The organism is Maribacter algarum (ex Zhang et al. 2020) (genome assembly GCF_005885635.1).
Taxonomy (GTDB): Bacteria; Bacteroidota; Bacteroidia; order Flavobacteriales; family Flavobacteriaceae; genus Maribacter_C; species Maribacter_C algarum.
The window spans coordinates 1,369,160-1,381,756 of record NZ_VATY01000001.1; the positions used below are offsets into that span (position 1 = coordinate 1,369,160).

Sequence of the window (12,597 nt, forward strand, 5' to 3'; positions counted from 1 at the left end):
AATGAGAAAAACCTTTATACATAAATTATGGTTAGCTCTTTTATTGATTTCCCTTTCGGGATACAGTCAGCAAGACCCCCAGTTTACCCAATATCAATTTAATACCATGGCAGTAAATCCTGGGTACGCAGGATCAAAAGGACATCTTACACTTCTGTCTCTTTATAGAAGCCAGTGGGTAGGAATAGAAGGTTCTCCTCAAACTATAACGTTCGGTATGGATTCGCCAATTGGTAAGTTTGACGGAGTTGGGGTCTCGATTGTTCAAGACCAACTTGGGCCGTCCTCAGAAACCTATATAGACGGTAACTACGCACATCAACTAGTTTTAAATAGAAAGGGGGATCGATTAGCTCTAGGTCTGAAAGCTGGGGTCCGGTTTTTCAGTTTAGATTGGTCTAAGGGCCGTTTTCGAGATCCAGATACTGTTTTCAATGAAAATATTAACACCAAATTATTACCAAGTGTAGGGGCAGGGGTTTTTTATTATACAGATAAGTTCTATTTAGGACTTTCTACGCCCAACGTCTTCACAAATGCACACTACGACGAGATACAAGAATCAGAAGCTTTAGAACGTTTGCATTTCTTCCTAATCGGGGGATACGTGTTCGACCTCAACCCTGATTTAAAGTTCAAGCCTTCCTTTTTTGTAAAACAGGTTTTAGGCGCGCCTTTGGCAGTTGACCTATCTGCTAACTTTTTGGTATACGAAACTCTAAATTTAGGCGTTAACTACAGATGGGATGATTCTGTCAGCGGCCTATTGGGCTTCCAGATTTCACCAAAATTTAATATGGGCTATGCCTACGATTTTAATATAAACGAATTAAATAACTATAACACAGGAACCCACGAAATCTTTCTACGATACCAATGGATATCGCGTGAAAACAGATTAAAGTCCCCTAGATTTTTCTAATAACCCAAATCATGAAACGACTACTAACCACCTGCCTTTTATTACTGTCCCTTTGGATAGGTGCTCAAAATATTCAGGAAACTGATATCGACCAAACGATTGCTTTTGACACCTCTGTTTCCGAAGAAGATACCAGTTCTTCGGATATCGTATCCATTTCAGAAACTTTTGAAGAAGCGGCCAAAAGAAACAACATTCCGTATCGCTCATTTGAAGGCCTTGAAGGTGTAGAAGATGGTTACTATGCTATTATGGGGGTGTTTAATAAAGGAAAAAACCTTAAAAGGGCTGTTAAAAAATTAAAGAAAAAGGGTTTTAATGCAGCATCAATTCTAAATCCTGAAAATAATTTGAACTATGTATATCTTCAACATTTTCCTTTTGGTCTAGAGGCCGTGGATGCGGTAGCCGATCAATTTGAAGGAAAATATAAAGATGACGTTTGGATATTAAATGTAGAAAATGGTGGTTCTATTCAAGAGACATTGGTTGACAAAAGCAAGAATGTTGTTGCTGATACTAAATCGGTTTCAGTCAATGAAGTTACTTATGACATGATTGATGAAGCGGGGAAGTCAAATAATCAAACTCTCAATATCAGCGATACCCCTAATAAGAGCAAGCTAGTTCAAAAAGCAGATTATTACTTTGATAAAATGTGGTATGCAGAAGCTGCGGTGCTCTATGAGCAAGCTTTGAAGAAAGGAGATAAGAACTACTCTTATGAAATCATTCAGAAAGCAGCTGATTCGTATTACTACAATACAAATATGGAGAAGGCCTATGAATGGTACAACATTCTTTATGAACAACATGGGAAGGACATGTCTGCAGACAATGTTTTCAAATACGCACATTCATTAAAGGGTACGGGAAAATACGCAAGGTCTAAAAGATTGATGCGCTTATATAACAAGAAAATGAAGAATGGAGAAACCGCGGGATTAAATGATGAGATTTCTTTACCTAATGAAGTGGTATTGGATGAAATTCTTAATAATGAAAGGGATTATGAGCTCAAAAATTTGGCCATCAATACCGAATATTCAGATTTCTCGCCAATGTTTTTAGATTCAACTCAAGTTGTATTTGCTTCCGCTAAAGACTCTTCTTTTTTAAATACCAGACGGTATAAATGGAACGACCAACCTTACTTGGACCTCTACGTATCTAAGATAAATAAGGAGTCTCAAGACTTAAAAGATGCTATCAAGTTCTCCAAAAAGATAAACACCAAGTATCACGAGGCATCTGTTACTTTTTCCCCGGACAATTCAACCATGTACTTTACCCGTAACAACTATGGTAAAAAATTAAAGCGAGATAAAAACGGAGTAAACCACCTTAAGATCTATATGTCTAAGAAAGTAGGCGATGATTGGTCTGAAGCTGTTGAAGTGCCTTTTAATAGTGACGACTATTCCACAGGTCATCCAGCCTTAAGCCCAGACGGTAAGAAAATGTATTTTGTTTCTGACATGCCCGGTAGTATTGGTCAAACCGATATATTCGTGGTAGACATAACCGGACCAAACTCATTCTCTGAACCAAGGAATTTAGGTCCTGAAATTAATACCGAAAGGAAGGAAATGTTTCCGTTTATAAATGACAAGAAATTATACTTTTCTTCAGACGGACATACAGGTCTAGGCGGGCTTGATGTCTATGAAGTGGCCTACACGGAAGAAGAAGGTTTTGAAGATGTAAAAAATCTTGGGCAACCTATCAATAGTAATCGAGACGACTTCTCTTATATTATTAATGAAGAAAATCAACAAGGGTTTTTCGCTTCCAATAGATTAGAGGGTAAAGGAGATGATGATATTTATTCTTTCAAACATTTGGTAATTGAAGAAGTTCCTGCTGCTTCTAATGCCATAGCTGGAGTGGTCACTGAATTGATTACAGGAGAAGTTATGCCTCAGGCATTGGTTGAACTATTAGATGAAAATGGCATCAAGCTAAAAGAGATGATAACCGAAGAGGACGGCAGTTTCATCTTTGAAGACCTTGAAGCGGACAAAAAATACACTATCAAAGCAACCAATGATACGTATTTTGAAAATATTCAAGAGATTACAGCAGTTGAAAACGATACGGTTCAGGTTGATGTAGTTATGCGTAAACTAAAAGAAATGATTGCGGTTGAAGATGGTATCAAAAAACTAAAAACCGAAATGATTCATTTCGATTTCGACAGGTCCTATATACGTAAAGATGCGTCTGAAGAACTTGATAAACTTGTTGAGGTTATGACCGAATATCCAAATATGGTAATTAAAATCGAATCTCATACCGATTCAAGAGGTAAAAGAGCCTACAACAAGTACTTGTCGGACAGAAGAGCAAAATCTACACGTGAATACATTATCTCTCGAGGTATTGCTCCAGAACGCATTGAGAGCGCAGTTGGTTATGGCGAAGAAAGGTTACTAAACGAGTGTGACGGAAGTGTTGCCTGTACAGAGAAACAGCATTTCTTAAATAGACGTTCTGAATTCATCATCGTAAACATGTAATACAAAGTCAAATTACAAAATTAAAAACGCCGCTCTTACGGAGCGGCGTTTTTTTATAGGGTTATGTGGTCACATTTTTTTTCAAAATCAGTAGCGTCGAATGGTCACGTAAATGCCCATTCATGTTTTCACAACAGCAGCAATACCTTTCACAACAAATTACGTAGGACAAAATACGCAACTTGACGAATTTGAGTTATATAAAGACCAAATCAATAGTTCAACCCAAATCTTAAAATACATGAAAAACGTCCTACTCATCAAAGAAATTTATTTAGAAGCCTTTAGAAATCTAGGTACTAAATTCGTAAAATCTTATTTTAAAGCCTTTTCGTGGTTCTGCTTCGCCAGTTTCCTCATTGTGCTTTATGCCTTCGTTTTCAGACTCGTTACAGGGTTTGCATTCGATTAATACAACTTAACCAACCTAACTATTTAAAACGCCCATATAAGGGCGTTTTTTAGTTTATATTAAAACTTTTATTTGCAAAACGAGTGTTGCTAGATTCTTCCTACAACTTCATTGGGTTTTGGAGTCTATTTTTCTATTTTGTAAACCTATTCCTATATATTCTTCTCTCCCTTCATCCCCCTTAATCTTCTTTTTATCGAAATAATACAATATTCGAATTGTACGGCGGAATTTTTGGTCATTACAACTATTAAATTCGCGCTGCGCCTGCGAAAACCTAGACCTTTGGCCTGTTAGTAATTTTTAATCCCCATATGAATATGAAGAAATTTTTACTTGTTAAAGAAATTTACATTGAAGCATTTAGAGATTGGACTAAGGAGTTCTTAATTAAGTATTTTAAGACCTTTACTTGGCTTTGTCTCTTTCTGTGGGCCATTACCGTATACGCCTTCGTATTTAGGTTATCTACCGGCTTCGCATTTTAAACTAGAATCGCGAGAACACTATATGAAAAAACGCCCTTAATAAGGGCGTTTTCTATGCTTAAAATGTTTTTTTAATTCGTAAAACGCGTTGTTTTCATAATAGCTTCTAATCGAAACATGTCATCTCGCTTATTGGTGGCCGGTGCAAAAGTAAAGCCTTCAACCACCAATTTTCTATTATTAGCTTCATCATCAATAATATAGGTAATGAAAGGGCCAGCCATAGGATAATTCTTAATATCCCAGATACCTCTCACTTCAATTGCTTTTCTTCCAGCGATTTCTGCTGAAAAAATGGAGGGTGAGAATGCAGGCTCAGTTCGCATGTGTGTTGTTTTATTGGGAACATCTGGGCCTGGAATGTACAAAGCACCTATTGAATCGCGCATCTGAACAATTTCCCTTACCAATGTCGAGTCTGCAGAAAAACTATTTGCTGGCATTTCATAAGCTATAATGTTCATATGGCCTTTTTGAATTTCTCTATCCATCCAGACAAAATTATCTTCTTGTCGTCCTACTTTGTAAATAGAAGGAACACTCATCGTGATGTTGAACTTCTCTTCCAAAACACCTTCTTTGTTCAGCGACTTTAATAGCCTGGTTTGTGTTTCTTTAAGATCCATAGCTTTATAGGATGCGATAATCTCCTCCGCCATGGCCTCGATGTTATTCATTATTTCCTCATCAGTTTGACCCTTAAAAACCGCCATTCGCTGTGGCGTAGCATATATATCAGATTTTAATTCCGCTACTTCAGCTGTATCTTTTTTAACGAGAAGAATAGACTTGGAGTTCAGCAGAGAACCGGCAAATACTTTGGGGGGTACCTGATTAAGGGTTAATATTGATTCCTCCCAGGTAAGGCCCACCGCAGTTGCTGCAAAATGTTCTCTAATCTTATCTCCTACGCGGCCTTTCCAAAGATCATTATCCATTACCAGGGTCACCTGATTAACAGGTCCGATTGACCTTGGCAAGTAGTTTTGTGATTTTCCGTTGTTACAGGAAACAAGTCCAACAAATGCGAGAAATAATAGTGTTCTAAGTGTTTTCATATGTCATATAATTACGAGGAGCAATCACAAAGTTTTAGCTTCATGCCTGGTTTTAGATTTTTACCACTAATACCGTTCCATTCTCGTAAATTTTCGATACTAATTCCTTCATAGGTTCTAGAAATGGTCCAAAGTGAGTCACCGCTTTTCACGACATGTATTTTATTGCTGGGCACATTTTTCAAACTCACTGGTTTTTTGGCGGTCTTCTTTTTAGACGCAGCAGCCACCCCACGTGAACCTCTAGGATAAATGGTCAGACGTTGTCCGATACGTAAATTATTACTTCGAAGACCGTTCCAGTTTTTAATTTGGCTAACACGTACGCCATATCTTTCGGCAATCTTTCCTAAATAATCGCCACTACGGACTCTATAGCGAACTCGATTTTGTTGCGCCGCTTTTACCAATGCTGGCAAAGGACTCTCTTTACTCTTCAATTCTTTTTCAACATGTGCGTAGATTGCTGCCTCATTATTCACAAACTTGCCCATCTCTTTTCTAGGCAAACGCAAAGTGTAATCCTTGCCTTTGACATAAGGGATAACCTTAAGTTTGTACGACGGGTTTAATACTTCTAATTCTTCTTTACTGATTCCAACTAATTCAGAAATCTGGTCAAAAGTGATAAGGCTTTTCACATGAACCGTATCTGTTTCAAAATAGGGGCGAGCAACCCTTTCACCTCGCAAGCCATGTTCTTCAGCATATTCAAATAAATACATGGTAGCTAAAAAGGCTGGAACATAACCAGCGGTTTCACGTGGAAGATTTCTTCTGATGTTCCAATAGTTTTTATAGCCGCCGGATCTTCTGATGGCCTTATTCACGTTACCTGGACCAGAGTTGTACGCCGCCAAGGCTAAATCCCAATCATTAAAAATCTTGTATACTCTATTCAAGTATTCACAAGCTGCCCTAGTCGATTTAATCGGGTCGCTTCTTTCATCAACATAACTGCTTACATCAAGACCATGCTCTTTGCCTGTTCCATACATGAACTGCCAGAGTCCCGTAGCACCTACTCTTGAGCGCGCTTTTGGATTCAAAGCTGATTCTACAATGGCCAAATATTTCATTTCTACAGGGATATTGTGATTATCGAATTCCTGTTCAAAAAGCGGAAAATAAAATTGACTCACCGTTAACATTCGATTCATTAAACCGCGCTTACGTGTCAAAAAGGATTTGATTACATTTTCTAAAGATGGATTATAAACTACATTAAAAGGTGTCTTTTGATTCAATAGTTCCAGACGCAGTTTTAAAGTGTCTGTATTCAGTTCAACATCATAGGTCTTTTCAGTGTCCAGAGTTGAAACTTCCTTATACATATCATCAAAAAGCGCGGCACTTTCATGCAATTCTTTCATCCATAAACTATCGTACTTCGCTGCTTCCGGATTGTCTTGTAGGTTATATGCTCCTTTATCTCCCTCTTTTAAAAGCACCAAAGGATTATCTTTTAGGGCCTGCGAAGATTCCATTTGCTCCATCTGCTCCACACCTTTCATATCCATAGCAGTGGTATCCAAAGGAATATCCTTAGACCGAATAATCTTGATATCTTTCTTTGAGGGAATACTGTCTTTTTCTTGAGCTAGACCTGAAACGGCAAAAAACAGAAGTGCAAAAAATGGGAGGAAAAAATTTCTTTTCGCTATCATAAACAATTCTATAGTTAATGCGGGCTAACGAAAATCCGATTTTTTTCCGAAAGAATAAAATTTCAAATCGTTAAAACCTAATAAAACAGGCACGTGCCTGTTTATCGATAACGCCCGATTTAACCTAATATTGCAGCGATTCCGGGCAGGGTTTTTCCTTCTAAACTCTCAAGCATGGCACCACCACCTGTAGACACATAACTTACCTTATCTTGAAAACCAAATTGCTTTACTGCAGCTACGGAGTCTCCACCGCCTACTAAAGAAAATGCACCGCCTTGCGTTGATTCGTCGATAAAGTTGCCCACGCCGATTGTTCCTTTTGCAAAGTTTTCCATTTCAAAAACCCCTACAGGACCATTCCATAAGATGGTTTTGCTTTTCAAAATGACTTCTTTGAAATTTTCTAGAGTTCTAGGTCCTGCATCAAGGCCTTGCCATCCGTCAGGAATTTTATCAACATCAACCACTTGAGTGTTGGCATCATTACTGAAATCATCCGCAGCCAAAACATCAACAGGAATATGAACTTGCACTCCCTTTTCTTTAGCTTGTTTTAGAATATCTAGAGCTAAAGGCATCTTATCGTCTTCGCAAATAGAATCTCCAACCTCCCCTCCTTGGGCCTTGACAAAGGTATAAGTCATTCCTCCGCCGATAATCAAATGGTCCACTTTATCTAGAATATTCTCAATAATCGTAATTTTTGAAGAAACCTTAGCACCTCCTAATATGGCCAAAACCGGTTTTTCACCCGTTTGCATTACTTTTTCAATAGATTCTATCTCTTTCGCCAATAAATACCCGAAGCACTTGTTTTCCCCAAAATACTTGGCGACAACAGTTGTGGAAGCATGAGCACGGTGCGCAGTGCCAAAGGCATCGTTAATATAAATGTCCCCCAATTTTGAAAGTTGCACCGCAAAAGTGGCATCGCCAATAGTTTCTGACGAATGGAATCTCAAATTCTCTAAAAGCAGAACTTCTCCAGCTTGTAAATTGGCAACAGCTTGTTCTGCAACTTCACCAACACAATCGTTTACAAATTTTACCTGTACACCGATAACTTCAGAAACCGTTTTGCAAATATGCTCTAACGAAAAATCAGGATTTCTTTCTCCTTTCGGCCTTCCCAAATGACTCATCAAAACTGCACTGCCACCGTCTTCCAAAACTTTGATAATTGAAGGTTTTGCTGCTTCAATTCTGTTAGTGTCTGTGACGTTAAAATCTTCATCCAAAGGCACATTAAAATCCACTCGGATTAATGCCTTTTTCATTTCAAAATTAAAATCTTCTAGAGTCTTCATTTGCATTCGGTTTTTAGAGAAATGCAAATGTAACCCTTTATGTGGGTTCGATGAAAAATGAGGCGAAACAACTTGATTAGATTTTGTTATGAAAAAACCGACGCATCGGTCGGTTCTAGCCTTTCTGAGCAAATTTCATTAGTTACATTCGAAGTAGATTTTTCGATGAATGAAATTTATCAAACTCAATGATTATAGGTGACTCCAAAGAAAAACAGCAAATTACCGACTAATGAGTCTATTCTGAAAACACCTTATAATTCCTATTTATCCCTAATGCATTGCTATCATTAATCCAATGGAATAAACTATATTTGGAGCATGCTGTTTAAAGACATTTTAGGGCTGTCACATATCAAAAATCATTTGGCTTCGAGCGCAGACGCAGGACGAATTCCACACGCGCAAATGTTCGTTGGGCCAGAAGGTTCTGGAACACTTCCGATGGCTTTGGCATACATGCAATATGTGGTTTGTGGAAATCAAAATGGAGAGAATTTTGGAGGCAATGAAAGCTGTAATTTGAAGTTTGATTCGTTGTCACATCCTGACATGCATTTTGCCTTTCCAGTATCGAATTCTGACAAAGTTAAAAGCCATGCCGTGAGCAATCATTACATGGAAGAATGGCGCCAATTTTTAAAAGAACAACCTTATGGAAATCTATTCGATTGGTATCGCTTAATCGGAATTGAAAAGAAGCAAGGGCAAATTGGTGTAGATGAAGCGATGGATGTGGTCAAAAAGCTTGCTTTGAAATCCTATGAAGGTGGATATAAGGTGATGTTGATATGGATGGCGGAGAAATTAAACACTTCTGCAGCCAATAAATTACTGAAGTTGATTGAAGAACCTCCTGAAAAGACTGTTTTTATTCTAGTTACGGAGGACGAGGAACAAATTATACAAACCATTCGTTCACGTTGTCAAATTCTACATTTTCCTCCTTTGGCGGAAAACGATATTGCAAAAGCTCTAGAAGAAAAGGGATTGGCTCGTGAAGAAGCACTTCGCTTGGCACACGAAGCCAATGGGAATTTCAACAAAGCTTTGGATTTAATGAACAACGATTCCGAAGATTTAGTCTTTGAAAAATGGTTTGTGCAGTGGGTACGTAGCGCATTTAAAGCCAAAGGAAACAAGGCAGCGATTCATGAATTGATTCTTTGGAGTGAGGAAATCGCCAAAACCGGAAGGGAAACACAAAAGAAATTTATGCAGTATTGTTTAGCAGTTATGCGTCAGGCAATGTTGGTCAATTTCAATGTGAAAGACTTGGCTTTTATGCAGATTCATGTAGACGGATTCAGTCTAGAAAAGTTCGCTCCCTTTGTACACGAAAACAATATTTTGAGTATTGTAGAAGAACTTGAAAATGCCATGTATCATATTGAGCGGAATGGAAATTCGAAAATTATTCTAACGGATTTATCCATTAAATTGACTCGATTATTACATAGGAAAGCTGTCTAATTTTTTAAAACCAAAACTATGGATAACGTACTGAATCATGCCGCTGAAATCTTAATCCTCATATTTCTTGTTATCACTTTTTTACAAAGTGGTATTGATAAAATAACCGATTGGAACGGAAACCTTTCTTGGTTAAAAGGACATTTTAAGGATACGCCTATGAAGGGTATCGTGCCTTTGATGCTTAGCACGGTTCTGATTGCGGAGTTAGTTGCTGGCATCCTATGTTTAATAGGAGTTTACCAATTAGGAACTTCAGGTGAAAGTACTATGGCCATATATGGAGCTATACTTTCTTGTGTTGCACTGCTGATGCTACTTTTCGGCCAGCGCATGGCAAAAGATTATGCCGGAGCAATGACCATTGCGGTATATTTTATTCCAGCTATATTTTTAGTATTTCTGCTGCAACCATAAAAAATCCGCATCAAAGTTGATACGGATTTCGTGATTTTATCCTAAGAATTGTGTTTATCTATTCTTTCTTATAATCTGCATTCAAAATCTTCACTACTTCATCCGTAAGATCATTGACTTCAGTACCATACAAAACACTTCCGCCGTCACCTCCTCCAAGAATGTAGGTATACTTGTTTGTTTTACCGTAAGCCTTTACAGCTTCCTTTACTTTGCTTACAACACTATCCATTTCAGTTTGACCAGCTGTTACCAAAGCTTGCTCCTCTTGTTGCAATTGCTGCCCAATAAATTGACCTCTTTGTTGCATAAGTCCGTACTCTTCTTGCGCCTTCTTTTGATTCATCTTTTGAGCTTTCGCTTGAAAAGCTTGTGCCTCCAATTGGAAAGCTTGAGAAATACTATCTCTCTTTTTTGTCAAAGCATCGGTCTTTGTTTTGAACTTTGCTTCAACATCAATTTTTTCCTGATAAGCATCCATCAACTTTACGTTGTCTACATAACCAATTTTTGCCTGTTCGCAAGATGCCAGTAAAATCAATGCTGTGAATACTACTACTATTTTTTTCATAATTGCCTATTTATTTTCATTCCCGCCTTCACAGAAATCTACTTTGCTGTTTTTTTAAAGTCGCGCAAAAATAGGAAAGCTTTTTTGAATTTTTCTAAAAATCCATCCGAATACGAAAATCCGTGCATATTAAAATACAGGCATCTTGGTTTAATCAAAAAATCCATTCAATTTGAGCTATAAGTAAAATTGATTATGAATTACAATTGAAATCGAGCATATCTATCAAAAACGAAGCTCTAAAACACCTCAATTTCGGCGAAAATTTAAAGAAACAACCAGAATATTCCAGATTTGCTAAAAATGCGGGAAATCGGCTTAAAATAAGTATTAGCACTTTTGGAGCACATAAATATGAGAGGAGTACTCTTTTGTTCTAATTGCAGATAAGTTGGACCATAATCCTAAAACGAAAGCTTTAAAAATATTCTGTCTGCCTGTTTTGTATTTTTCGGAAAGTATTGAAACATAAAATGAATCAAAGACCATAGGTTTCACTTTGACTAATTTGAAATCATGTTCTGCAAAAATTTTTTCAATGGAGGTTCTTGAAAAATGCCAAAGGTGTCTTGGCACATCATAAGCCGCCCAAAATTCTTTATAATGTTTTGCATCAAAAGAATTAAAATTTGGAACCGCAATAATCAATGTTCCATTCTCTTCTAAATGCCAAATCAATTTCAAAATTTGATTTTCTAGATCCGGTAAATGTTCCAAGACATGCCACAAGGTTATGACATCATATTTCGTTCCTGTCAAAGCCTCAATTCTATCTTTCAAGCTAATGCCTTTATCAAGTGCTTTTTCTCTAGCGCTATGATTTGGTTCTACGCCTTCAATATTCCAGCCCTTGTTTTTAGCAGCTTTTAAAAAGTCTCCTGTTCCAGCGCCAACATCTAAAAGTGTTTTCTTTCCCTTGGAATATTTGTCAATAAGATTTATCTTCTTGGAGAGGCTATACTTTTTAACACGTTGATATATTTTGTCAATAAAGGACGTATTGGAATCCGTATGTGAAATGTAAACCTCACTTTCGTAATAAGAATCCAGATTTTCTGGTTGGGGTTTGGTAATTAGCATATCCATATCCGGATTATGAAATAACTCAAAAGTTTCCTGAGAAATCGAAAAATCTTTAGTTTTTAAAAACGGTTTCATTGTAATTATGCGTGGCCAGATATTCTTTCTTCAAAGCACGAAGATACTTTAAAACGGCCTTCCTTGAAAGCGAAGTTTCTGTCAAACAATCTGACTCAAAATCATTATAAACTTCTATGGCCAAATACCAATTACCTTTTCGACTACTATAGGAATCTTCAAAAGAAGTATCCAAATCTGCAGCGGTCAAAGCAATATCCGCAAAAATCGGAAGCAGATTAATTGACTTGTTTGGAATTTCAATCTCATACCAAGCGAAGAAATATTGCTGCCCTCCAATTTCGAATGGCACATCATCATAAACATTCGTATCATCTAATTGGAACTTGATATTTACAAAATTGTAAAATTGCTCCGCTTCCTTCCCATCCTCAAAAATAAACATTTGACGTTTAGACAAACTTCTTTTGAACTTCTTTCCTTTGGTGATTTTATAGTCTTCAATCTTCGGAGCAATACGTAACGGGATACAAGACTGAACTAAAAAAAGAACGAAAACTAGGAGTAGTGTTTGCTTCATTTTGGTTGGGCTAAATATTGTTTTAGAACAGCATCAAGAATTGAACCAAAGGTGTTTTAGCAACCAAGAATTGCGAGATGTT

12 protein-coding genes are annotated in these 12,597 nt (G+C 37.3%); 6 read left to right on the forward strand and 6 right to left on the reverse strand.

Annotated features, from left to right (window positions below):
- Position 1 precedes the first annotated feature (1 nt).
- From FEE95_RS05905 to FEE95_RS22465, 4 genes are all read left to right on the forward strand, one after another.
- Positions 2–922 (forward strand): PorP/SprF family type IX secretion system membrane protein, encoded by a 921-nt coding sequence (locus FEE95_RS05905; protein ID WP_138656898.1) that lies wholly within the window; start codon positions 2–4, stop codon positions 920–922.
- Between the two features lie 11 nt (positions 923–933).
- Positions 934–3,441, forward strand: a complete 2,508-nt coding sequence (locus FEE95_RS05910; protein WP_138656899.1) for an OmpA family protein — start codon at positions 934–936, stop codon at positions 3,439–3,441.
- Between the two features lie 241 nt (positions 3,442–3,682).
- The gene (locus FEE95_RS22460; RefSeq protein ID WP_317129239.1) at positions 3,683–3,853 is read left to right on the forward strand and encodes a DUF6747 family protein; all 171 of its coding nucleotides are present in this window, start codon (positions 3,683–3,685) and stop codon (positions 3,851–3,853) included.
- 320 nt (positions 3,854–4,173) lie between these two features.
- Positions 4,174–4,341 (forward strand): DUF6747 family protein, encoded by a 168-nt coding sequence (locus FEE95_RS22465; protein WP_317129240.1) that lies wholly within the window; start codon positions 4,174–4,176, stop codon positions 4,339–4,341.
- A gap of 71 nt (positions 4,342–4,412) precedes the next feature.
- On the opposite strand, the gene FEE95_RS05915 is transcribed toward FEE95_RS22465, so the two are convergent.
- The 3 genes from FEE95_RS05915 to FEE95_RS05925 all read right to left on the reverse strand — a co-directional run bounded on the left by FEE95_RS05915 (position 4,413) and on the right by FEE95_RS05925 (position 8,376).
- Positions 4,413–5,399: a DUF4837 family protein gene (locus FEE95_RS05915; protein WP_138656900.1), complete on the reverse strand. Its 987-nt coding sequence runs from the start codon at positions 5,397–5,399 to the stop codon at positions 4,413–4,415.
- 11 nt (positions 5,400–5,410) lie between these two features.
- On the reverse strand, positions 5,411–7,066 hold the full coding sequence (locus FEE95_RS05920; RefSeq protein ID WP_138656901.1) for a lytic transglycosylase domain-containing protein: 1,656 nt from the start codon (positions 7,064–7,066) through the stop codon (positions 5,411–5,413).
- 119 nt (positions 7,067–7,185) lie between these two features.
- Positions 7,186–8,376 carry a phosphoglycerate kinase gene (locus tag FEE95_RS05925; protein WP_138656902.1) on the reverse strand — a complete coding sequence of 397 codons (1,191 nt, stop codon included), beginning with the start codon at positions 8,374–8,376 and terminating at the stop codon, positions 7,186–7,188.
- Positions 8,377–8,697: 321 nt separating this feature from the next.
- Here FEE95_RS05925 and FEE95_RS05930 point away from each other — a divergent pair, with 321 nt between their 5' ends.
- Both FEE95_RS05930 and FEE95_RS05935 read left to right on the forward strand, forming a co-directional pair.
- The gene (locus FEE95_RS05930) at positions 8,698–9,849 is read left to right on the forward strand and encodes a DNA polymerase III subunit (RefSeq protein ID WP_138656903.1); all 1,152 of its coding nucleotides are present in this window, start codon (positions 8,698–8,700) and stop codon (positions 9,847–9,849) included.
- An 18-nt stretch (positions 9,850–9,867) separates the two neighbouring features.
- The gene (locus FEE95_RS05935) at positions 9,868–10,266 is read left to right on the forward strand and encodes a DoxX family membrane protein (protein WP_138656904.1); all 399 of its coding nucleotides are present in this window, start codon (positions 9,868–9,870) and stop codon (positions 10,264–10,266) included.
- A gap of 58 nt (positions 10,267–10,324) precedes the next feature.
- Here FEE95_RS05935 and FEE95_RS05940 read toward each other — a convergent pair whose 3' ends face one another.
- The 3 genes from FEE95_RS05940 to FEE95_RS05950 form a co-directional block, all read right to left on the reverse strand.
- On the reverse strand, positions 10,325–10,837 hold the full coding sequence (locus FEE95_RS05940) for an OmpH/Skp family outer membrane protein (protein ID WP_138656905.1): 513 nt from the start codon (positions 10,835–10,837) through the stop codon (positions 10,325–10,327).
- 330 nt (positions 10,838–11,167) lie between these two features.
- On the reverse strand, positions 11,168–11,995 hold the full coding sequence (locus tag FEE95_RS05945) for a class I SAM-dependent methyltransferase (RefSeq protein WP_138656906.1): 828 nt from the start codon (positions 11,993–11,995) through the stop codon (positions 11,168–11,170).
- Positions 11,973–12,515: a hypothetical protein gene (locus tag FEE95_RS05950; RefSeq protein WP_138656907.1), complete on the reverse strand. Its 543-nt coding sequence runs from the start codon at positions 12,513–12,515 to the stop codon at positions 11,973–11,975. The genes FEE95_RS05945 and FEE95_RS05950 overlap by 23 nt, the downstream gene beginning before the upstream one ends.
- Between the last annotated feature and the right edge of the window lie 82 nt (positions 12,516–12,597).